A 23622-nucleotide genomic window follows, 5' to 3' on the forward strand; every position below is an offset into this window, starting at 1 on the left:
AAAATAGCATATAGAGATAATAGAAAGAGGCTTTCCAAATGCGGAAAGCCTCTTCTTGTTTCATCTATGACCTTTTTCAGATTTCCATGACGAGAATAGTGTCGTAAGGTTTTCTTTTGTTTTGCGGAATATTGAGAGTTGTTCCGAATTTGTTCTGCTGAAAGTTTACCGGCGTGTTGTCGTCAAAGAAATAGGCTTTTTTCACCTTCTTACCAAAATCCGGGAGCAAGAGGTTGGTATCCTGCAAATCGAGAACGTGTACAAAAACCTTGTTGCCTTTCACGGTAGTTACGCCCCAGCTATGTGGCGAAACAGGGCCTCCCCGGGTTCCGTAAATCGTTTCACCATACTGGTCCATCCATTTCCCGATTTCACCAAGTGTTTTCACGAATTCCGGCTGTATTTTCCCGTTAGGCATCGGGCCGACATTTAACAGGAAGTTGGAATTGTACCCAGCAGCTTTTACCAGGTAATGAACGAGGTCTTTCGTTGATTTATAATCCTTGTCCTGTAGGTTGAATCCCCATGAATGATTCATCGTTTCGCAAGTTTCCAATGGCAATTGTCCAACTTCCGATTCTCCGCTAAAACCGGTTGTGTTGTGACCGGGCAAATCTTTTTCGAACATCTGAAAATCTTCTCCCGGTTTGGGCGCCTGGTGGTGATTGCTCCCGATGAGACATGAGGGTTGTAGTTTGTGAATGAGGCTGTAGGTTTTATCGAGCCGCCAGTCAGCATCCTTTTTATCCCACCAGCCATCGAACCAAATACCGGCAATGTCACCGTAATTGGACAGCAATTCGGTCAACTGACCATCCATGTAATCGAGGTAAGCGTACCAATCGCCTTTTTCCGGCCGACCGGAATAGTGACCGGTATTACCCCTTGGATAATAGTTGTTTTGGTACCAGTCGAGTTGGGAATAGTAGAAGAAGAGTTTTATGCCCTGTTTGTGACACTCATCCGCCAGTTGCTTCAGTACATCTTTCCCGTAAGGTGTCCGGTCAACGATGTTCCAATCGGTCAGCTTCGTGTCCCACATGCAGAATCCATCGTGGTGCTTGGACGTGATCGTGATGTACTTCATCCCGGCATCTTTGGCGGTTTTGACCCACTCGGCCGCGTCAAATGCAATGGGATTGAAAAAAGCCGGAAGCTTTTCGTACGTCTTCTTATCGATGTGCTGGTTGTTCATCACCCATTCGCCGTCGCCCAACACGGAATAAACGCCCCAGTGGATGAACATTCCGAATTTGGCATCCTGGAACCATTGACGGGCTTCCAGGTTGCCGGGCGTGGGGTGATAGTCTTTTTGTGCCATAACGAATGACGAAAACAATGAGAGCAGAACAACGCCTGCCATTTTTCTGAAATGCATGGTGTATTGGTTTAGTTATGATGAGACTAAGTTAGCGGAAACTTTCCGGAAATGCTGTGAGAATATCACAGCTCTCCGCGAAGTCCAAGCGCATCGGCTTCTTTTTGCATTCCGGCAATGGTTTCGGCTATCAGTTCTTCCAGCGGTATGCCCAGCATTTCGGTTCCTTGTGTGATGACTTCACGGTTGGCGCCGGCAGCAAACGATTTGGTTTTCCACTTTTTCTTCACCGATTTGACGGTCAAGTCGAGAATGCTGTGCGACGGGCGAACATAAACAGCGGCGGTGATCAGGCCGGTGAGTTCGTCGGTGGCGTATAACACCTTTTCCATCGGAAGTTCCGGTTTATCATCGGTGCACATTCCCCAGGCATGGCTCATGATGGCTCGAATGTAATCTTCCGGCCATTCATGTTCTTCCAGAATTTGGCGGGTCATGGTGCAATGTTGCTCCGGATATTTTTCGTAGTCCAAATCGTGGACTAAGCCAATGATGCCCCATTTTTCCTGGTCTTCACCCATCTTTTCAGCAAAATGTTTCATCACGGCTTCTACGGCCATTCCGTGCCGGACCAGGCTGTCCGAATCGTTATACTGCTTCAGCAACTCCATTGCTTCTTCGCGTGTAGGTATTTTCGACATCTGCTTTTGTTTTTGATCAGCTCTAAATTTAACAAGAGATTATCGTTCACCCAAGATTCGATACAGTTTTTACGATTAGTGATTTTTCATTAGAAAAAGGGTGGGAGAATGTCAGCTTTTTACCTGTAAAGAGGCTGTTTAGAAACAGACGAAAATCCTTTACGGGAATGGTGAATCAGCTAATTTAGCATATTATGACGCACATCGATTTACAGGCTATATTGAACGAAATTGCCCAAGAAGTAGAACCGTTTTATGGCAAGGGCAACGTAGCCGATTATATTCCGGCATTGGCTAAAGTTCCAGCCCGGCAGTTTGGCATGTCGGTTTCGTTGTTGAACGGCCAGGAATATGTAGTCGGTGATGCAGATGTGCCGTTTTCTATCCAGAGTATCTCCAAGGTTTTCACGCTGGTGATGGCTTTTCGCGAAAAAGGCGATGAGGTATGGAAACGAGTTGGACGTGAGCCTTCCGGGACACCGTTTAACTCACTTACCCAGCTGGAAACTACCGGCGGTTATCCCCGCAATCCGTTTATCAATGCCGGGGCGCACGTGGTCTCGGATATGTTGATGGATTTTCTGCCCAATCCACGCCAGTCGCTGCTCGAGTTTGTGCGCATGTTAACGCTGAATGACGCGATTGATTATGATGCTGAAGTAGCGGAGTCGGAGCGGATTCACGGTGACCGGAATCGGGCGTTGGCCTACTACATGAAAAGTTTCGGGAATATTCACCACGAAGTGGATCAGCTACTGGATGTTTATTTTCACCAGTGTGCGCTGTCGATGAGTTGCCGCGACCTTTCGCGCAGCCTGCTGTTTTTGGCCAATCATGGTATAGTTCCTCACTCGGGCGAGCAAATCCTGAATGAGAGCCGCTCTAAACGTTTGGCTTCTTTGATGCTCACCTGCGGTTTGTACGACGAGGCCGGTGAGTTCGCTTTTCGTGTTGGACTTCCTGGTAAGAGTGGCGTAGGCGGCGGAATTGTCGGCATCATTCCCGGCTTGCTGAGTGTTGCCGTTTGGAGTCCCGAACTGGATGTGTCGGGCAATTCGGTGCTGGCCATGGAGGCGCTGGAACGTTTTACAACCAAGTTGGGAATCTCAGTTTTCTGATTCCTGTTTCTCATTTTAGTTTTTATTCAAGAAGACGAGTCTGGTTGGTGGTCCGCTGTAGCTAAAATTCGTTATTTTCGTTATAAAATATCATCTCTATGGGCATCCAACGTAAAGACTTTCTGTTGCGCCAGTTCGAAGAGCTGGGCCGGGTAATTGCTGCTTTGCTGGGATTTCGCGAAAAAGGCGAATCAGAAAGAGCACTGCATTACGCGACCGATTCGTTGAAAGGCATGCTGGATAACGATCCTGATTATTATCTCTCTTTTTCAGACGATGAATTCCGAAAGAATCTTCAGGAGCTTTGGAAGCCCGGTATTGCCGGAATGGAAATCCTGTCGGAGATGTTATATCAGCTTGGCTGGATTTATGATGATTTGGGAAAACCGGAAGTTGCCTCCAATTGTTTCCGAAAAGTGAAGATTACCTGGGAGGTGCTGGAAGAAGATCAGGGAACGTTCAATATGGAGCGTAATATGAAGTTGGAAGTGTTGGACAAATATATCTCGAATCACGCTTAGAAATTCATTAGCCCTTTAGCTGACCAGGTTTTTGTTTAATAAAAAAGATTACTATGCCGTTAAATATAAGAAAGAGTTACCGCGAGCGAAAAATCAGGGAAGCCTGGCAGTTGTATCACGACGGCAAGCGTGAAGAGGCTTACAAAAAAATTCGTCTGTTGCTGAAATCGACCAACAAGGAGGTTCGGCTGGAAGCTATACAGGTTGCCGGAATGGCGATGTATAAACTGAAGCGGTTTGATCAGGCTATCAATTATTTTCAAAAAGCCTGTAAGCTGGCCAATGCCCGTCACGACTGGTTCAACCTGGCCATGGCCTATGCCAAGTCGGAGCATGTTCTGGAAGCCGAGGCGGCCTTTAATATGATTAACGGAGCATCAACGAAACATTCCTACCAGTATGCCATATCGCAGCCGCAGATGTTGTATCAGTATTTCCGCGTATTGCGTGATTCTGGTTTCATGCGCGAAGCTTTCGGTCGAATCAACGAATTGAAGGCGATGTATTGTGCATTGTATAAGTCAGAAGAGGATTACCTGGCTTCGAAGGGAATGCCCGGACTTTCGTTGATGATGCGGGAAGCTCTTCCTGTATTGCAATCACTGGCGGTTGAGAGGGACATGGTTTCCTGGCTCGAAGATTTCGGAAAGAGAATAAAAGAACCCGGTAGTCAGGTTTTAAAGGATTATGTGACGTTGTTGGACGTTTAATCTTTTCGTATTGCCCGGGATCAAAAAATAACTCAGTGAAAACTATTATCGGAATTATGGGACCCGGCGAATCGGCCGAAAAAGAAGTCTGTGCTTTCGCAGAAGCAACCGGTGCGGCTCTGGCTAAAGCTGGTTACGTCGTATTGTCAGGTGGCCGGGCGGAGGGAGTCATGCAAGCCGCAATGAAAGGCGCTGCCAAAGCTGGCGGTCTAACCGTTGGTATCCTTCCGGGAAGTGATAAAAAGGGGATGTCGGAATATGTCGAAATTCCTGTTTTTACCGGCATCGGTCACGCTAGAAATGCTGTTAACGTGCTTTCGTCGGAGGTGGTTGTTGCTATCGGGCTAGGCCCCGGAACAGCGTCGGAAGTGAGCATGGCTATCAAAATGAAAAAGCCTGTTGTTCTCGCATGCATGGATGAACAGGACGTGCAGTTTTTTAGTCGTTTAGGAGATGTGGTTGCAGCTAGCACGCCGGAAGATGTGGTAACTTTTATCAGGCATAAGTGCGACCAAAATGCTCATATTTAATATTGTTCCAAGTAAAAATTATTCTATCTTCGGAGCCGGATAAATAAATATGGGCGACCTAATCTCATGTTCCCATTTGGGTAAAAGATTAGGTGAAAAAATCCATTCCGGACCTAACCAAGTATATGGGGCTGTGCACACCTGCAGCCCCACTACTTACACATCATTCTTTTCATTTTTGATCCTGTTCCCTTTCTTCAATAAATAATAGCCGGTTGCCAGAGACAGAATAATAAAACCAATTCCCAGCATGGTCAGGCCTTCAGTATCTGAATAATCCAGCAACACGACTTTCCGGGCAACCGCAATGATAGCTACGAGCAGGATAATCTCGGCGTGGAAAATATTGTCTTTCAGGTAAACTTTCACTGTTTCAAATAATTCGAGTCCAATCAGGATGCTGAAGAATAAGCCAAAAACTGAATCGAGATGATTGATGTCGAAAGCAATAGCATTCTCATGTGGTTCGATAAAAATTACTTTGAAAATCAGGACAGCGAACTCGAATACCGAAACGATGACGACGATTCCGAGAAGAAGCAGCATCGCCCAGATGACGAATCGTTCAAATTTTTCAATCAGTTGATTCATATTCAGTTTGTTTTCAGATGGATTATTATCTTGCAGAAACGAAATGTTTTCCTACTTAGGGACACTTTCGTTAAAGATAGCGTTTAAAATCGAGTTCTTTTTCCTAACCGAACCAAACAACCGAACTATGCGTAAAAAATGGCTGCTCATCATCTCAGTTGTTCTTCTGATAATTGTGACCGGTGGAATTATGCTTTACTACAGAATGTTTCCAAAACCAGCAATCAAAGATACGGTCCGGGCTTCTCTCAGGATAATGCCGTTACCGGCGGAAGTAAAAATAAAAGGCCACTCGGTGCCGGCCGATATGGGGTTTGCGGTTGTATTCACCGATTACTCCGACCCGGTTTTGGAACGAGCGGTTTCCCGTTTCAGACAACGTCTGGCGCGGGTGACAAAGGCAAAGGTTGAGGAGAATCACGCCATTCGGCTCGAAATTAAATGTGGAGGAGAAGCGCTTTCGCCTGATCCGCTGAAGAATCGTGAGGAATATTCTCTGCGGTTCAAGTCAAACCGCATTATTCTTAAAGCAAGCGGAATTGCCGGAGTTTTGTATGGATTGGAGACTTTGTCACAACTGCCGGTAAAAGAGGGTGGACATTACATCTGGCTTGGCTGTAAGATTGATGATAAACCGCGTTATGCCTGGCGGGGACTGATGATTGATGTTTGCCGGCATTGGATTCCCAAAGAGGTCATTCTTCGCAATCTGGATGCTATGGCTGCAGTGAAATTAAATGTACTCCATTTGCACCTGAGCGAATACCAGGGATTTCGCATTGAAAGCAAGCTGTTTCCAAAGTTACATGAAATGGGCTCCGGCGGCAATTTTTATACACAGGACGATATGCGGGAAATTATTCAGTATGCAACCGATCGGGGAATTACCATTGTTCCTGAATTTGATATACCCGGACATTCTACCAGTTGGTTTGTCGGTTATCCCGAACTGGCCAGTGCTCCCGGTCCTTATGTTTGCGATACCATTTTTGGTGTGCTTCATCCGGTAATGGATCCCACAAAAGACAGTGTGTACCAGTTTCTCGATCAGTTTTTGGGAGAGATGGCCGGACTGTTCCCCGGGAAATATCTTCACATCGGCGGAGATGAGGTTGAACCAACGCAATGGAATAACAATCCCGCTATTCAATCTTTCATGAATGAGAATGATATTGTGGATGCCCACGGTTTGCAGGCTTACTTCAATCATCGGGTTAACAGGATTGTAAAGAAGCATGGTAAAGTGATGGTGGGGTGGGACGAAATCCTTCATCCCGATTTGACTTCCGATGTGATTGTACAGTCTTGGCGCAGCCAGAAGTCGCTTTTCGAAGCCGTACAGAAAGGCGGAAGGGCGATTCTGTCGGCCGGCTGGTATCTCGACCATAAACTTCCGGCCGGGAAGCATTACCAGGTCGATCCGGAGATTCTGCCCGGTGCTGTTGATATTGAGCCGGACAGTGTGCACTGGCAAACCTGGCAACTTCAATTGAAGATGAAATCCGGAGCCAGCGATTTGCCGGCTACTTTGGCGTTGTTTGGCGAACCGGAAAATATGCGTGGGTTCATGAGGTTGATGGGAGCCACCATTGGATTTCAGACGGCTGAATTTGATGGAAAAGAGTTGAAGTTTTCAATGGACACCGACTACGGGAAGGCCGATTTTATCGGAACATTGCTGAATGATTCCCTTACGGGAAGAATGTCTGTAGCCATTATGGGACTCGATGTGGCAGGTACCAAAATCGGAGGACCGGAGATTGCCGGAACAAAGCCGGTAGCATTTGAGCGCATCCGTCCGTTGAATGACGATGAGAAGCAGCGTATCATTGGAGGTGAAGCTTGCATGTGGAGTGAGTTGGTGAATGCCCGGACGATTGATTCGCGGATCTGGCCTCGTATGGCTGCTGTCGCTGAAAAGCTTTGGTCTCCGGCTGAGTTGACTTCTGATGTGAATGATATGTACAGACGGCTTCCGTTTGTTTCGGAAGAGTTAACAGAAAGAGGTTTGACTCATGATACGGATTATCCGGTTTTCATTGCAGAAATCGGTGGACCGGAATATGCCGACCCATTGAAAGTTTTAGCTGATCAATTGGAGGAGGTCAAATATTATGAGCGACTCGCGATGTACGAAAATCTCACCGTGAATACTCCTCTTAACCGCGTTGTTGATGCAGTTTGGCCTGAAAGTTTGCCTGCGCGCCATTTTAATCAAATTGCCCGGGAGTGGGTAAATGAACCTGCAAATAACCAGCATCTTCAGGAAATCAATGTACTGCTTGAGAGATGGGAGGCGAATCACGCAAAACTACAACCAGCTTTCGCGACGCATTCGCGAATCGCGGAAGTCGCACCACTATCCAAAAGTTTATCTCTTCTGGCGGAAGCCGGAACGGAAGCCGTTCATTTGAGAATGAAAAACCAAAAGCCAACTTCAGAGCAAACTGAACGGTGGAATCAAGTTATTGATAAAGCTTCAGAACATGCGGGTGGCTGTCAGTTGGCTGTAATAGAAGGATTCCGAAGTTTGTTCCAGTTTGATTAGGCAGAGATTATATTCCTTGTTGGGTGAAGAACATACCTAGTCCACAGGTGAAGAGCCATACGCCGTAAAGAGAATGTTCAATAACGCTGGCCACCAGCGATTTGGTTTCAATGTATCGTTTGGTGAAGAGAATGCCGCCGATAAACGTAAGAATAACCGCCAGCCAGTTGTGGAAGATGATGTGCCCAAAGGCAAACATGGTCGCACTGGCCAGAATAATGGTACTGTTGCTCTGAAACAGTTTCCGGTAACGGTGAACAAAGAAAGCACGGAACGCTATGTTTTGCGGAATGACAGAGAAAAGCGGGTAGGAAACAAGCAATCCCAACCAGAGCCACGGGTGGTTTCTCGGTAGGTAAAATAGATGATCCGGTTCCCAGAAATAGACGACCAACGTCATGAGTAAAGCCACCGGAACAAAGTAGAGAAAGATGCGTCCGATAGATTTTCTGGCTTTTCCCCAGTTCCATAGTCGCTTAAGACGAAAAGAGGGATCGCGGATGAGTTGAATCAGAAAAATAATTGCTCCGAGAAGAAGTATGGGGAAGAAGGAGACGTCGATGACCTTTGTAAACAACAAAATCGGAACAATTAAAAAAATTACCAGGAACTCTGTTATCCTGAGAATGCGCTTGCGGTAAAATGAAATGAATCCTCTCATAAGTGAATATTGTAACGTGGATTTTTGAAGGGGGTATTATTATATATACGTTACAATGAGAGATATAGTTCAAAATAAACTGAAATTTCCGGATTTGGACGTTTGTTTTTTACCTGTCAAAATTGTTCAAGACCAGAAAAGTCCTTTAAAGAACAGGAAAAACATCGTGCCTGAAATCAGAATTTTGATGAAAGTGGCCACCAGGAATCCGATGAACGAACCAAATCCTGCCCGAAACATTTCTTTGGAGCGCTTTCCTGCGTACATTTCGCCGATGATGGCTCCGGCAAATGGACCGAGAATGAATCCGATTGGTGGGAAAAATAGTCCAACCAACAGTCCGATGATGCTGCCCCAGACCCCGTATTTACTGCCGCCGAATCGTTTGGTTCCCCAGATAGGAATCACATAGTCGAGAATGGTAACCACCAGGGCAACAATTCCCCAGATGATGAAAAACCGGGTGGAAAAGGTTACCCTGTCGGAGAAACTGAGGACAACCAAGCCCAGATAGGAAAGAGTGGGACCGGGTAATGCAGGCAGAATGCAACCTATCAGGCCAACCAACATCAGGATGGCACTGATAGTGATAAGAACATAGTCCATTAATCGGGCGTATTAGTTCAAGGAATTGTAATAATTAACCAGCTTTATCAAATCCTCTTTATCTTTGGCCGACAGTTTGTTGGATTTGTAATACTCTGCCACTTCTTTCTTGTGTTTCGGGAAAGCTCCCAGCAAATTCTTTTTCTTGGTGACATGTTGAGCGGGAAAAGCGCCTACCTGGATATAAAAATCCTCCATCGGCCAGTCAAAACGGGCTGGTTTTGGATCAACGTAGGGTTTCTCCTTTTCTTTGTCGAAGAACTTGATGGTGTGCTGTGCCAGGAGTCTGACATTACCGTCGGCCAAAATCTCGAAGTATCCCTCTTTTGTTTTATTACCAGTGAACTGGTAACTGGTATATGTGAATGTTCGGTCACCAAATTCGGCTCTTTTTACGATACTCTTTGGAGAAAATGTCATTGGCTTTCCGTTCTTCTCAAACTGGAGTTCATCCTGGTATTGGTCATATCGTATTGGTACGTCAACGTATTTGTCTCCTTTGGTTGTGACGACGGTCCCCTTTACAAACTGGTCGTTCAGAAAGGGAGAGCCCTGAATGTCTTTCAATGAAAGATTCTGAAGACCGAAACGTTCTCCTTGTATCATTTTTGAAAAACGTACATCGTCGATAGTTTTCAATACTACGTTTTGTGATTTGCCAATCAGTGGTAATATAACAAGGAGTGCAATAATCAGTCGTTTTAATTGTTTCATGGATTTCAGGTTTGAGTTTGTTTTAATTGTCTGAAAATAGAAAAAATCGAAGGATTATGCATGGTTCTTTTGAAGTTTTCCCAAGCTCGGTTTTTCACTTTCGTTGAAGTTTTCGCCATGGAAAAATTTTTAGGTCTCAGTTGCAAATTTCATGCTAATCTATAAACTTTTTCACCCCCGTTACGTTACAGAGAATGAGTACAGTAGTTTTTTCTATGGTTTGTTTAGTTAAGTTAGGTTAGTTGGTTTAATTCTTGATTGATTTCCTTTGCGTTGGTGTTTTAAGGGTTACAACCCCGGTTCGATGGAACCGGGGTTTTTTTAAATTTGCATTCGTATGAGTTCACATCATCATAGCCATCACCACCACGAGCACGCTTCGGTTGATAATATGACCGGAAAGAAGCTTTTTTTGACGATTATCTTAAATTTTCTTATAACAGCTGCTCAGATTGTGGGAGGAATTCTTTCGAACAGTTTGGCGCTGATTTCGGACGCATTGCACAACCTGAGCGATGGTGTGGCTGTATTACTTGCCTGGATTGCTTACCGACTTGGGAAAAAACCGGGTACTCCCCGTCAGACGTTTGGCTTTCGCCGAAGCGAAATATTAGCAGCGTTCATTAATTCTGTCGCCTTGATTGCTATTTCGGTTTACCTGATAGTGGAAGCAGCTCAGCGCTTTGCTGACACGACTCCTGTAGATGGTGGCATCATGTTGTGGCTGGGAATTATTGGATTGGTAGCGAATACCATTTCGGTGCTTCTTCTGCAAAAAGACAAAGGAAGTAACATCAATGTTCGGGCTGCTTATTTGCATTTGTTAGGCGATGCGCTTACCTCGCTGGCTGTTATTATTGGTGCCATTGTGATTGAGGTTTGGCAGATTTACTGGATTGACCCGTTGGTGACAGTAATCATCAGCCTGTACATTCTGTATCATACCATTGGTCTACTGAAAGAGTCGACATCGGTGCTGATGCAGTTTACGCCATCGGAAGTTAATTTGGTGGAAGCGAAGCAGAAACTGGAAACGTTGCCGGAAATCAATAATGTGCATCACCTTCATTCGTGGGCGCTATCGGAAGGCAGCCTCTATTTTGAAGCACATGTTAATCTGCAAAATGATCTTCCGACCAGCCAAACCATTGAAGTACGGCATACAATCGAAGAACTGCTGCATCACGAATATGGCATCGAGCATGTCACATTGCAGTTTGAATACAACAGCCATCATCATCCGGGCGTATTGGCAGATGGTAATGGCTGCTGCTGATTGATTCAAACTGGTTGTCGCACTATTTTACCTCCACAACAAATTTCTTCGGTTCGGTTAAAACACCGAATGATTCCAGCTGCATTCCATATCGTGCGGTCAATTCGTGGAATTTATCCCGGTGGGCCGGATCAACCGCTACCAAAAGTCCTCCGCTGGTTTGAGGATCGCACAGCACTACTTTTTGTTCTTCCGTCAGGGGCGAAATTTTGTGTCCGTAGCTATCGAAATTCCGGAATGTTCCTCCCGGGAAGGTTTTATGTTCGATATAGAAATCGAGATTATTCAGCATTGGTACTTTAGCCAGTTCGACAGTGGCACTGAGGTTACTTCCTTCACAAATTTCTGACAGGTGTCCCAGCAATCCAAATCCGGTTACGTCGGTAATGGCCGTGACTCCCTCCAATTCCCCCAGTTCCTGACCAATCTTGTTCAGCGTAATCATCGAGTTGCGGGCGACGTCCAAATCTTCTTCTTTCAGAAGACCTTGTTTTTGTGCAGTCGTTAAAATGCCAACGCCCAATGGTTTGGTAAGGTACAGTTCACATCCGGCTTTCGCTGAACTGTTCTTTTTAACGTGGTCACGCGAAGCGATTCCGGTTACGGCCAATCCAAAGACAGGCTCCGGGCCGTCGATGCTGTGACCGCCGGCAATGGCAATACCAGCTTGTGCACAGGCTCGTTTGGCTCCTTCGAGAACTTTGCCCGCTGTTTCGGCAGGAAGCTTGTCTACCGGCCAAACCAAAATGGCAATGGCCATCAAAGGTTTGCCACCCATGGCGTAAATGTCGCTGATCGCATTCACCGATGCAATGCCGCCAAAATCGTAGGGATCGTCAACGATAGGCGTAAAGAAATCGGTGGTAGATATGAGCACTTTTTCATCATCGATGGCATACACCGCCGCATCGTCAAGTGTTCCGTTGCCAACCAACAGATTGGGATCGTCAACTTCGGTTTTCGTCTCGGCTAAAATGTTCCGAAGAACCTTTGGAGAAATCTTGCAACCACATCCCGCTCCATGCGAATATTGAGTGAGCCTAAGGGGTTCGACAGGTATTTTGTTATCTGAACCTTTTTCCATTTTCCTTCTATAATTTTAATTCATTTGCTTTATTCACCAGTTTCGCGGCATCTTCACGAATATCTTTTCCGCTCAAATCGATGCTTGCGTAGCTCTTTTTATATTTATCCCGGCTGTATCGGTAGGCTTTATCGTAGTAGTTGAGCAACATCGCAGCTACCTGTTCCAACTGATTCGTTTGGTACGACTCGAGAATGAGATTGGTTCGTTCTTCTCCCAGGCGTTTATGCAACGACATAATGGCGTCTGTCATTCTGGACCTTTCCAGTTGTCCGTAGTCTTTGACAACTCGTTTAATACGCTGTTCCGCCGGAACCTCTATTTCGATGATTCGGGCCTGATTCATTGCTTTCCAGAAGGGATCAGGCAGAAATACATGCCCGATGCTTTTGCTTTCGCCCTCGACCCAAATGCGTTTTTCCCGATCGAGTTTTCGCAAGGCTGCCAGTAAATCGTTTTGGAATTGTTGAGTAGAAGGTTGCTCTCCTTGTCCAACACCGCCAAAAACCGAACCCCGATGGTTGGCCAACCCTTCCAGATCAAGAATCTGCTCTCCCTGACGGGCCAGTTCCTGTATAACCTCCGTTTTTCCACTACCGGTAAATCCTTCCAATACAATTAAGTTTGGAATTGAAGCGAATTCTTCCAGCAGTAAATTGCGGTAGGCCTTGTAGCCTCCTTTCAGCGTGAAGCACCGGATGCCGACACGCTCAAACAGCCAGGCCATACTTTCTGAACGCATACCTCCGCGCCAGCAATGAACCAACAATTCGCCATTACCCGCCAACGATTGAGCCTCTTTCACAAACCCGGACATCTTTGGGCCAATAATATCCAGTCCACGTTCAATAGCCTCAAGTCTTCCCTGTTGCTTGTATATCGTCCCGATTTCTGCCCGCTCTTCATTTGAAAAGAGGGCGATGTTCATCGCTCCAGGAATATGACCTTCTTTGTATTCAGCCGGAGAGCGAACATCAATCACAGGTATACTTTCTGCTTTGTCAAGAAATTCGTTGGGAGACAGTATTTGCATTTGGTGAAATTTGGCACAAAATTATGCTTTTCGGAGTGGAAAACAATGATGCGATTAGGGATTACATCTCAACTTTTAAGAAATTAAGTTCTTTGCTGGTCATGGTAGGAACAAACTCGATGATTTCGTAGTCAGCGACATCATTGATATGGAATGGATCCTGCGACAGTATCTTTTCAAGTTCTTCTTTTGAGTCCATATTGGAGAGAATAACTCCACCGGTACGTGGTACCTTTCTTCCGGAAGCAATGAAATTTCCTGCCTCGTATTGTTCTTTCAGAAATTCAACATGTTCGTTGAGGTGTTTTTCCACCCCCTCAATTGCCACTTTGTATGTTAAGACTGCAACAAACATAACATTCTATTTTAATTACCGGCTCAAAGATAGGCAATGTCCGGCATTGATTTATTTCCGGGGAATGACAAGACCGGCAAGAACCACCTAATCTCACCGGTCTCCTCTCAAATTTATTATGTTGAGCGGTTTAGATTTCAATCTTCGCGCCCATTACTTTCAAAAACTCGCGGATGAATGCCGGGTGACCGGGCCATGCCGGCGATGTGACCAGATTACCATCGACGTAAGCATCGGTTACCGGGATGTCCTGGTATTCTCCCCCTGCCAGATTTACTTCGGGGCCAACGGCCGGATAGCAAGTCAGCTTTCTTCCTTTTACAACATTGGCAGCTGTTAAAATCTGAGCTCCGTGGCAGATGGCAGCTACGGGTTTGTCAGTGGTAAAGAAATGCTTCACAACTTCCAGCAGATCTTTATTCAAGCGCAGGTATTCCGGGGCTCTTCCTCCGGCAATTACCAATCCATCGTACTGTTCAGCCTTAACATCTTTGAAACTGTAATTCAGGGCGAAATTGTGTCCGGGTTTCTCTGAATAGGTTTGGTCGCCTTCGAAATCGTGGATGGCTGTTTTAACCGTTTCGCCCTTTTTCTTGCCGGGGCAAACAGCGTGAACTTCATATCCTACCATGACTAGCATTTGGAAAGGGACCATGGTTTCGTAATCCTCTGCGAAATCACCGGTTAAAAAAAGAATTTTCTTCATCTCGTTGAATTTTAATTAGTACTGAATGTTAATTTTCGGTCAGCGTGGGGGTAGGCAGGTCTCCTGATGAAAAAACAACTCCTTTATAAATAAAGTTTTTCAGCTTCTTGAATTTTAAGATGGGTAGTGTAAAAAAATCGTTTAGCTGTTCATTTCTTTTCCGATAAAATCAGCTAAAGCTAGTTTATGTTTCTCTGTTTGTGACATAACAAATTGGTTGACTGGCTGAAAGAAATCGGTTGCGATGTCGATGCTGTTTCTCTTAATCGTCCTTTTCCATAAACCTTCCACTTGTCCGTTTACTACAATCACAGGCCAGAATAAGCCGTTTCGGGAAATGGCCTTTTTATAATGTTCTGAAGGGATGACGGCACTTCGGTCGCGATAGCTGATAATGAATTCATCGAATGCAGGAAGGAGAAAAACAGATTCGTTGTCGGGTTGGGAAAACGTCTGATTTTGGGAAAACCAGTAATCCTTCGAATGGATTGTTGCTGAATGTAATTGGCCTTTACTCAATTCAAGTGCGAGACTTGCCTGGTTCTTTTTCAATCCTGACCACCAAACGAAATCATCCAACGTTGCCGGGCCGTGGCTGGTAAAATATCTAATGGCAAGTTCTGATAAAGCTTCTTCGTACGAAAGTCTCTTTTTATTGGGAACCCTTTCTTCCAGCAAAGAATAGGTTTGCTTGTTACCTTTCAGGGGACCGCTGCAGATAATTGCATCCAGCTCAGCATGGATCAGGAGGTGTGCTGCACGGTTATCTTCGTTCGGAATGCCTGCATTCTCCAGCAGAGACACCAGTTCGGTGCGGGACGACGGGCCGTTTTTCTCCAGATGTTTGATGAAGATGTTCTTCGCTTTCTTCAGCACTCCATCGGTTATGCCTAAAGATTTGTGGCGTCCATTGAGTGCTGTTTTTATTTGAGGACCGGTCAACTCAAGCATCCAGTATATGTCGTCAGCTGAAACGCAATGCCAGGTTGGACGCATCAGGTGAGTGCGGATTATTTCTCCTTTGTTGAATGCTTCTCGTACCGAATCATGAGTTGAATCAAATGTTCTTAGCCCGATAGCCCATAATGCCATGGGCAGATCCTGTGCCTGGATGGCTCCAAGCCATTTCACTATCTCAGAGGGAGATGTCTCAGTTGGTGAAGTGATTTGTTGATTTTTTAGTCGGGCCGCAGCAATCTCTTGTTTTTCCATTGAACAACGTTTCCAATCGTGAAAAATATTACGAGGAAATTTACGGAAAGTTCGCTTTCGACTGAAATAAGTGGGCTTTGTAATTTGGCAAACCGGGAACAGTCAGGTTTAGCGAAAAAAAATGCCGTCACCTGGTACGAATTGTCTTTCGGGTGACGGCTTATTTTTTGAAGTTGTTTTGTTGTCTCCTGTTGTCAGAAACGAAGTTATTTGCCGGGAAACAGTCAGTGAACCAGCCATAGTGCTTTGTTCCAACTAACGCGTGCTACGGTAAATTACTGATCGAGCAATTTTACCCTGACGGCAACCGGACCTTTAGGGCCAGGTTCTACTTCGAAGGTAACTTTGCTGCCTTCATTGATCTCGTCCAGTGCATTGTTTACATGGACAAATACACTCTCCTGTGTTTCGGTATCCCTGATAAAACCATAACCTTTGGAATCGTTGTAATAGGTCACTTTTCCTTTCCTGATCGGATCGAGCTGTTCCATTTCCTCTTTCTTAGGAATGCTGATCTCAATGTCTTCGGCTTTTGTCTTGGTTTTCTTGTCCGGATCCGGAGGGGTATCCGTAATCATACCGTTTTCATCAACGTAAGCAATCATATCGTCGAGGCTGCTTTTCTTGTCATTGTCTTTTCTGGCTTGCCTACGTGCTTCTTTCTCTTTTCTCTTCTTCTCTTTTTTGTTTCGTACTTCTTTTTTGTTGAAAGTTTCTTGTGATCTACCCATAAATAAATTTAATTGATAATATACCTGACTGTTTGTATTTTCCTTTCGTAATGCCGAATAATTCGGTTAGTTGTATTCCGATTGTAAAAGCTGACTTTGTTTCACAAGTCTTTTCCGTTACACGGAATCATCAGATGTATGTTGATTACTGAAATTCGGTTCGTTAAATTGATCGGTCTCCAGCAGGCTACTGCTGGATCGTGCAAAACGGTACCGAAACGGGATCTTAAAAAGAGCAGTGAATAACTAATGCGAAAGTGGAATTAGTATATGTGCGCTTAATCTCAAATCAGAATCAGTGCAAATATAACGTTTATTTTCAGTGTTTTTGAAATAAAGCACTTTTTCCTCGATCAAAAGCTTTGAGTATACCACGCCATTCGGATGCCTTTAGGTTGTCTTGTTTTGGTTTAGGTCAACTCTTTATTTGATTATTTTTAGGTTTTCAACACTGCAAACGCCGGTTATGATTCCAGAGATTCGAAGTGATTTTCAATCTTGGCCAACAATTCAAAGCGGTTGACGGGCTTGACAATGAAATCATCGCAACCGGCTTCCAGGCACTTCTCCTTGTCCTCGGCCATGGCATAGGCTGTAACGGCAATCACCGGTATGTCGGGATTTAGTCTTTTAAGCTTTTGCGTTGCATCAAGACCGTTCATAATCGGAAGTTTGATGTCCATCAGAATCATGTCGATATCCGGATTCTGTTTGTAATATTCAATTGCTTCTTTGCCATCAGAAGCCCAGACAATTTGGATTCCGGTTTTACCAAGAACACTGTAAATGTATTGGTAATTCGACTCCACATCTTCCACAATTAATACTTTGTGCTGTTGCCAGTCGGGCACAAAGTGATACTTATTGTCGGCAGTATTATGTATCATCTTTTTTGTTGTTTCCTGATTGGAAGGTTGAAACGGAAAAGTAACGGAAAAAATTGTTTGATTGCCCGGAACAGAATCGACATTCATGGTTCCGCCCAATAGCTCAGCTAATTTCTTAGCGATGGATAGTCCCAGTCCGGTCCCTCCAAATTGCCTGCTAAGGCCGTCGTCGGCTTGCCGAAATGGTTCAAAGATTACAGGAATCATGTCGGGAGGGACACCTATCCCGGTATCTTTAATGTAAAACTCTATTTCGTCGAAATTATGATTACTTGGATGTAGTTTGTATCCACATTCGATATGACCTTCACTGGTAAATTTGACCGCGTTATCCATTAAATTAGTGAGCAACTGCTTCATTCGTCTTTTGTCGGTCATGTACGAGAAAGGGCCTTTGAGTGCCGGACGGTTATATATTTTTACGCCCGGTTGCGCCAGGTTTTCATATTCCTGGCAAAGATTTTCCAGCATTTTATTGATATCGCACGGAGCTTTCTCAATTGCGGTAGATCCGGCTTCTATTCGTGAAATTTCCAGGATGTTGTCCAGCACTCGGAGCAATAAGTTGGCATTATTGGTGATGTGACCCGCAAATTCTTCGCGTTCCTCTTCGTTCAGATCGTTGTCTATAAGTAGATTGGTGAAGCCGAGGATCACATTCATCGGCGTGCGGATTTCATGCGAGATGTTGGCCAGAAATGCTGATTTGAGCCTTCCAGATGCTTCAGCTTTCTCTTTGGCTTCATTTAATTCGGCTTGTATCAGTTTGATGTTGGTGATGTCACGACCACTGGACTGAATCTCGGTGATTTCACCATTCTCATTCCGAATCGGGACGTTGATCCACTGCACCCAGGTTTCCGGTTTCCCATTCCTTGCCGGTACATTGATTTCGAATGTGTGGACCTTTTGGGTTTCTGTAATTATTCTGATTTGTTCATGGATGTAATCCTGTGAAGCATCTGGGATAAAGTTGATCCACCGTTTTCCTATCAGGTTTTCCCGGCGCTGACCGAGGTACCGGCAATAGGCATCGTTGACAAACAGTATCGTAGTATCGGGGAGAGAGTGACAAATGTAGTCAGTCATCTCCTGTATGAGCGTTTCGTAATAAAGTTTGCTTTTGTTCAGTTCAACGGTTCTGTGTTGTATTAATTCATTCAGGTTTTCCCGGTGTTGTTTGAGTTCATTGCTCGTGTTTTTTTGTTCGGTAAAGTCCTGGACAGAAGAAAGTACCAGCATTTCTCCATCGCTCATGAAGATTGAAGCACTATACAACCCAAATCTTTTTTGCTCTCCAACTTCGATGGTAATCTCTTCATTGATAACCTTTTTCTCTCGCAGTAGTTTTTCCCGAATATTTTCGCGGGTTTCCTTCGAAATGAATCCCAGTTTAAAAAAGTCGGTACCCACTATTTCCTCTTTCTTTTTCCTAATAAGGTCGAGAAAGCGTTGGTTGACATCGACGATAGTCCCGGTGGCCATTTGTGTTATGACCATATAGGATGGACTGAGTTGAAAAACCTGCTCAAAGCGTTCCTGTATAGTTTCCAACGGAATAACTTCGTTTAATACGCCCACAATCCGGGGGCGACCCGAGTGGTGACTGAACATGGTTTTCCCCTTGCAGGAAATTGCCTGGTATTCTCCGTTCGATTTTTGAAAGCGGAACTCGGTTTCGAAAACCTGGTTCCGGGTTTCGGAAGCAACGTCCAACTGACTGACGAATGCATCGCGGTCGTTGGGATGGACATAGCGGATAAACTCTTCTTTCGGCCAATGATTCTGTGTATAACCGCACTTTATCATCCAGTGCCTGTCGATGACAAACTTTGATTTAGACGGATTGAATTCCCAATACCACTGTCCGGAAGTGTCCAGCAGCCAATCCAGTTTCTCTTTATAATGAATAAGTCGCTTCCGCTTGTTGTCTATTAACCACGCTAGTGAAAGCACGCGACTGATTTCTTCCCAAAGTGATTCTTCGAAAGTGAGCGATTTATCCGGTATAATCCCCAGGTAGGCAGCCACGTTGTTTTGTGGTACAATAGGGAAAATGTAAAGTTCGTCAATCCCCTTGTCCTTTAACCTGGAAGCAATGTTTTCCGGCAATTCCTGGCGTTGGACATGGAGTTTGTCTTTTGCCGGCTCCAGGTGATATAGCAACTCGTTCCAGATATTGATGAACGCTCTGTTTTGCTCTGTCACAATCTGAAACTGCTCTTTTTCCGACGCGCAGGTATAAACCGGGGTGTCAGTATCCTTTCGATTAAAGTATATGAAGAGATTTTTGATATTCGGTTGAGGACACGTCAGGCGGAGAAATTCATTTAATTTTCTGTCGAGGGAAGTGTCGCCGTTGACCAGTTCGATAATTTTATCCAGCAGTTCTTGCTTTTCATCCGATTGGTTTTGCCGGGTTTTATCTTCCCGCAAGGTGACCCGCAGCAAATTCATATCAGCATCGGCTGATGAGATGAGCTGGGAAACAGCAAAATATTTCTCGGTGTCCCCTTTGGAGTTGGTGATTGTTATAGTTTTCGGAATGGGAACATAAGTAGTCTCAAAAGCGCTTTTAACTTTCGATAGCAAGATTTCACGCTCTGAACGATGGATAAGTTGCAGCCAGTTGTCGGCCGTTGCCGGTAAATCAAACGAACGTAGATTCGCAATTTGAAAGGCAGACGGAGAGCAATAGACCAACTCTCCGCGACTGGTTAACAGGAACTCAGGGTCACGGGAATGATCCAGGAAATTTTTCCATTCTTCTAACATTTTGCTCACACCTACATCCATAAATTACGTACTAACTTCAAAGGGTATGTTTCATTACAACGTAACTTTTTCGATTATATGATATTTCAACTGATTAAAATTCAGTGACTATTTAACAAATTGTAACTGTCTGGTAATAATCGTGACAGTTGCCTTTCTTTGTTTATTCAATTTTCTGTCGATGTTCCAATTATTACGGTTTCATTCTTGTTTTTAATTCCCTATCTTTTTGCCTTGAAAAAATGCGTACTTTGCGCTGTTTTAGAATTGTTGAACCTGAATAAACAGATATTTTTGATGGGTAAAGTGTTGATCATTGGTGCCGGAGGTGTAGGAACAGTGGTTGCTCACAAAATGGCCGGACTTCCAAAGGTATTTTCGGAAATTATGCTGGCAAGCCGCACCAAATCTAAATGTGATGCGATTGCTGAAAAAATTGGTGGAAACCGGATCCAAACGGCTCAGGTGGATGCTGACAGTGTACCGCAACTGGTGAAACTGATTCGTTCGTTTCAGCCCGATTTGGTGGTAAACGTCGCTCTTCCTTACCAGGATTTGACGATCATGGATGCCTGTCTCGAAACGGGTGTTTCCTATCTCGATACCGCCAATTATGAGCCAAAGGATGAAGCCAAATTCGAGTATAAATGGCAGTGGGCTTATCACGATCGTTTCAAGGAAGCGGGACTGACTGCTATTTTGGGATGCGGTTTCGATCCGGGTGTGACGAGTATCTTCACTGCGCATGCGGCTAAAAACGTGTTCGATGAAATCCAGTATCTCGACATTGTCGATTGTAACGCCGGCGATCACGGGAAAGCGTTTGCTACTAATTTCAATCCCGAAATCAATATTCGTGAGGTGACCCAGAAAGGAAAATACTGGGAGAATGACGATTGGCAGTTGACCGAACCACACGAAATTCATAAGCCGTTGAATTATCCGAATATTGGCCCGAAAGAATCCTATTTGATTTACCATGAAGAGCTGGAATCGTTGGTGAAAAATTTCCCGACCATCAAACGGGCTCGCTTCTGGATGACCTTTGGACAGGAATACCTGACTCACCTGAGGGTGATTCAGAATATCGGTATGGCTGGTATTGAGCCCATCATGTACGAAGGGAAGGAGATTGTCCCGATTCAGTTCCTGAAAGCTGTATTGCCCGATCCGGGTGATTTGGGTGAAAACTACCATGGAGAAACCTCCATCGGTTGTCGCATCCGCGGATTGAAAGACGGCAAGGAGCAGACTTATTACATTTACAATAATTGTAGCCACGAAGCAGCTTACAAGGAAACTGGGATGCAGGCTGTTAGTTATACCACGGGTGTTCCGGCGATGATTGGCGCGATGATGTTTATGCAGGAAAAATGGAAAAAGCCCGGCGTCTACAACGTTGAGCAATTCGATCCGGATCCGTTCCTGGAAGAACTGAACCAACATGGGTTACCATGGAATGAGTTGTATAACGTTGATTTGGAGTTGTAAAAATTCGACGATAATACGAACAAGGAGCTGTCTCATTTTGAGGCGGCTCTTTTTTTGTGCTGGTTTTGACTCCATCATTCATTTTTCCGCAAGTCTTCTCAAGCCCATTTCCTGATTGGCACTTTTTGAACTAAATTAGTGTTTCAACCGTTTAAAATGGGTGATTACAGCAGTGTTTCACTGTCTTCACTTCAGCGATTGGTTCACTCTTTCGAAATCGATCAAAATCACTTATATGCCGGGAGTCTTCAGGATTATTTTATTGGCGTTTATTCTTCTCTTGCCGTTTGAGTCATTCGCTCAAAAGAAACCGGTGATTAAGAAGGTGGTATTCGAAGGAAATGCCACGTTGAGCGACGAAGACCTCGCCGGACAGATGAATACGGAAAGCCCTACATTTCTCGATAAGTTACAATTCTGGAAGCCGGGTCCGACTTTCTCTAAATATACGTTGGACAACGATATCGATCGGTTGAAAAGCTACTATCAGCGGAATGGTTTTTTGCATCCGGCGATTCATTATTCCCTCGATTCAAACCGCGTGGGCAGACGAATTTCTGTTTTGATTCATATCAAAGAGGGAAGACCTTACCTCGTTAACCGGATAAATATACACGATGACACGTTACGCCTGGATTCAACGATTGTAAACGAGGCAAAGAAGAAGTTCCCGGTGAAGGTGGGAAAACGCTTTGTCGATCAAGATGTTTATCAGTCAGAAGACAAACTGACCAGTGCTTATACCAATAAAGGTTTTCCACTGGTGAATGTCAAACGTGATATTCAGGTCGATACTTCGGCACATTCAGTCGATTTGCAGTTTCAGGTAAAGCCGGGCCCAAAAGCGTGGTTCGGTAAAGTAACCTTTAATGGTGATTCTTTGGTTCCGGTGAAGTTTATCCGTAACAAACTCCGGTTTTCTCCGGGAGACCGCTTTTCGCAAAAGCAGCTACAGCTAACACAACAAAAGCTTTTCAATACCGAGTTGTTTAGCTATGTGGTTGTGCGCGCACAGACCGATAGCATTCAGGGCGATAATATTCCGATTACTGTTTATCTGAAGGAAAAGCCGCGTTGGTCGTTGCAGGCTGGTGTGGGATATGGTACAGAAGACCGCGTTCGGGTATCGGCTGAAGTTACCCGTTTACATTTTCTGGGTGGTGCCCGGCGATTGATTTTCAATGGGAAGCACTCTCATTTTCTCCCGTTCAGTTTTGACACTAAGTTCATTCAGCCTGATATTTTTCGCGATAATCTCGATTTTATCCTGAACCCGTTTTATATCCGGGAGAATGAAACCGGTTTCGAAGTCGACCGACTGGGAACCGGCGTCACATTTCAGCAAACATTTTCTTCCGGTACTGCCGGCTATTTGATGTATTCGCTCGAAAAAGACCGGCTGACCAATAAAGCTGCGGCAGCAATCGATTCAACGGTCAATCCGCAGGATTCGATTCACAATAAATCAGGAATCACCGTAGGTGTTAGCCGAAATACAACCAACGACGTTTTCGATCCGACCGACGGCTGGAAGCTTGACACGTACGTGACGTACATGGGCGTTGGTTTTCAGTCGAAATATCACTACATCAAAGTAGAATCAGACGTCCGGCACTATATTCCGTTCAACGTGAATTGGGTTTTTGCGGCCCGGTTGCGGGCCGGTGTCATTCGACCGATAAAGGGAGACAGGCAAAGTCCGTTGGAAGACCGTTTTTTGCTTGGAGGTGCGAACTCACTGAGAGGTTGGGGCCGGAATCAGGTTTCACCGGTAAACGAGAACGGGGTGCCCATCGGTGGTAACAGTGTGCTGGAAGGAAGCGCTGAAGTTCGTTTCCCGGTATACGAAATTTTTGGAGGAGCCGCTTTCATGGATTTTGGAAATGTCTGGCCCAAAGCATTTAACTACAACTTGGAACGTCTTAAATATGATGTTGGGTTGGGAGTTCGGGTGAAGACGCCTATCGGCCCGATTCGGTTGGATTTAGCGACACCGGTGTTTGAGAATAAGTTTCGAACGCAGTTTTTCATTTCTATCGGACAGGCATTTTAGT

General features: G+C 44.9%; 21 protein-coding genes. 8 read left to right on the top strand and 13 right to left on the bottom strand.

Features of this window, described 5'->3' with window-relative positions; all coding sequences use genetic code 11:
- Nucleotides 1-76: 76 nt before the first annotated feature.
- A complete protein-coding gene (locus AC060N_RS06040) occupies nt 77-1378 on the bottom strand; it encodes an alpha-L-fucosidase (RefSeq protein WP_479526302.1) in 1302 nt (433 codons plus the stop codon).
- Nucleotides 1379-1443: 65 nt separating this feature from the next.
- Nucleotides 1444-2019 (bottom strand): HDIG domain-containing metalloprotein, encoded by a 576-nt coding sequence (locus AC060N_RS06045; protein WP_463228635.1) that lies wholly within the window; start codon nt 2017-2019, stop codon nt 1444-1446.
- 194 nt (nt 2020-2213) lie between these two features.
- On the opposite strand from AC060N_RS06045, the gene AC060N_RS06050 reads away from it, so the two are divergent.
- From AC060N_RS06050 to AC060N_RS06065, 4 genes are all read left to right on the top strand, one after another.
- A complete protein-coding gene (locus tag AC060N_RS06050; RefSeq protein WP_479526303.1) occupies nt 2214-3137 on the top strand; it encodes a glutaminase in 924 nt (307 codons plus the stop codon).
- Nucleotides 3138-3235: 98 nt separating this feature from the next.
- Nucleotides 3236-3658, top strand: a complete 423-nt coding sequence (locus AC060N_RS06055; RefSeq protein WP_479526304.1) for a hypothetical protein — start codon at nt 3236-3238, stop codon at nt 3656-3658.
- 53 nt (nt 3659-3711) lie between these two features.
- Complete coding sequence (locus tag AC060N_RS06060; RefSeq protein ID WP_479526305.1) at nt 3712-4368, top strand: tetratricopeptide repeat protein; 657 nt, start codon at nt 3712-3714, stop codon at nt 4366-4368.
- Nucleotides 4368-4898 (top strand): TIGR00725 family protein, encoded by a 531-nt coding sequence (locus tag AC060N_RS06065; RefSeq protein WP_479526988.1) that lies wholly within the window; start codon nt 4368-4370, stop codon nt 4896-4898. The genes AC060N_RS06060 and AC060N_RS06065 overlap by 1 nt, the downstream gene beginning before the upstream one ends.
- A 156-nt stretch (nt 4899-5054) precedes the next feature.
- Here the strand turns inward: AC060N_RS06065 and AC060N_RS06070 are convergent, their stop codons facing one another.
- Nucleotides 5055-5489, bottom strand: coding sequence for a phosphate-starvation-inducible PsiE family protein (locus tag AC060N_RS06070; RefSeq protein ID WP_463231362.1), 435 nt, complete (start codon nt 5487-5489; stop codon nt 5055-5057).
- A gap of 127 nt (nt 5490-5616) precedes the next feature.
- On the opposite strand from AC060N_RS06070, the gene AC060N_RS06075 reads away from it, so the two are divergent.
- Complete coding sequence (locus AC060N_RS06075; protein ID WP_479526306.1) at nt 5617-8037, top strand: beta-N-acetylhexosaminidase; 2421 nt, start codon at nt 5617-5619, stop codon at nt 8035-8037.
- Nucleotides 8038-8044: 7 nt separating this feature from the next.
- Here AC060N_RS06075 and AC060N_RS06080 read toward each other — a convergent pair whose 3' ends face one another.
- The 3 genes from AC060N_RS06080 to AC060N_RS06090 all read right to left on the bottom strand — a co-directional run bounded on the left by AC060N_RS06080 (nt 8045) and on the right by AC060N_RS06090 (nt 10018).
- A complete protein-coding gene (locus AC060N_RS06080) occupies nt 8045-8698 on the bottom strand; it encodes a CPBP family glutamic-type intramembrane protease (protein ID WP_479526307.1) in 654 nt (217 codons plus the stop codon).
- 126 nt (nt 8699-8824) lie between these two features.
- Nucleotides 8825-9304, bottom strand: coding sequence for a DUF456 domain-containing protein (locus AC060N_RS06085; RefSeq protein WP_479526308.1), 480 nt, complete (start codon nt 9302-9304; stop codon nt 8825-8827).
- Between the two features lie 12 nt (nt 9305-9316).
- Complete coding sequence (locus tag AC060N_RS06090; RefSeq protein ID WP_479526309.1) at nt 9317-10018, bottom strand: hypothetical protein; 702 nt, start codon at nt 10016-10018, stop codon at nt 9317-9319.
- Nucleotides 10019-10355: 337 nt separating this feature from the next.
- On the opposite strand from AC060N_RS06090, the gene AC060N_RS06095 reads away from it, so the two are divergent.
- Nucleotides 10356-11294 (top strand): cation diffusion facilitator family transporter, encoded by a 939-nt coding sequence (locus AC060N_RS06095; protein ID WP_479526310.1) that lies wholly within the window; start codon nt 10356-10358, stop codon nt 11292-11294.
- Nucleotides 11295-11316: 22 nt separating this feature from the next.
- Here AC060N_RS06095 and selD read toward each other — a convergent pair whose 3' ends face one another.
- The 7 genes from selD to AC060N_RS06130 all read right to left on the bottom strand — a co-directional run bounded on the left by selD (nt 11317) and on the right by AC060N_RS06130 (nt 20077).
- Nucleotides 11317-12378, bottom strand: coding sequence for a selenide, water dikinase SelD (gene selD / locus AC060N_RS06100; protein ID WP_479526311.1), 1062 nt, complete (start codon nt 12376-12378; stop codon nt 11317-11319).
- 7 nt (nt 12379-12385) lie between these two features.
- The gene (gene mnmH / locus AC060N_RS06105) at nt 12386-13411 is read right to left on the bottom strand and encodes a tRNA 2-selenouridine(34) synthase MnmH (protein ID WP_479526312.1); all 1026 of its coding nucleotides are present in this window, start codon (nt 13409-13411) and stop codon (nt 12386-12388) included.
- 61 nt (nt 13412-13472) lie between these two features.
- Nucleotides 13473-13766: a YciI family protein gene (locus AC060N_RS06110; RefSeq protein ID WP_479526313.1), complete on the bottom strand. Its 294-nt coding sequence runs from the start codon at nt 13764-13766 to the stop codon at nt 13473-13475.
- Between the two features lie 130 nt (nt 13767-13896).
- Nucleotides 13897-14472, bottom strand: coding sequence for a DJ-1/PfpI family protein (locus AC060N_RS06115; protein WP_106542117.1), 576 nt, complete (start codon nt 14470-14472; stop codon nt 13897-13899).
- A 141-nt stretch (nt 14473-14613) separates the two neighbouring features.
- Entirely contained in the window at nt 14614-15684 is a 1071-nt protein-coding gene (locus AC060N_RS06120) for a winged helix DNA-binding domain-containing protein (protein ID WP_479526314.1), read from the bottom strand.
- 275 nt (nt 15685-15959) lie between these two features.
- On the bottom strand, nt 15960-16415 hold the full coding sequence (locus AC060N_RS06125) for a cold-shock protein (RefSeq protein WP_153638387.1): 456 nt from the start codon (nt 16413-16415) through the stop codon (nt 15960-15962).
- 464 nt (nt 16416-16879) lie between these two features.
- Nucleotides 16880-20077, bottom strand: a complete 3198-nt coding sequence (locus AC060N_RS06130; protein WP_479526989.1) for a PAS domain S-box protein — start codon at nt 20075-20077, stop codon at nt 16880-16882.
- Between the two features lie 297 nt (nt 20078-20374).
- Between AC060N_RS06130 and AC060N_RS06135 the strand changes: the two genes are divergently transcribed.
- Entirely contained in the window at nt 20375-21568 is a 1194-nt protein-coding gene (locus AC060N_RS06135; RefSeq protein WP_479526315.1) for a saccharopine dehydrogenase family protein, read from the top strand.
- Between the two features lie 235 nt (nt 21569-21803).
- On the top strand, nt 21804-23621 hold the full coding sequence (gene bamA, locus AC060N_RS06140; RefSeq protein WP_479526316.1) for an outer membrane protein assembly factor BamA: 1818 nt from the start codon (nt 21804-21806) through the stop codon (nt 23619-23621).
- The last annotated feature ends 1 nt before the right edge of the window (nt 23622 follow it).

It is taken from the genome of Prolixibacter sp. DSM 2831 (genome assembly GCF_056493735.1).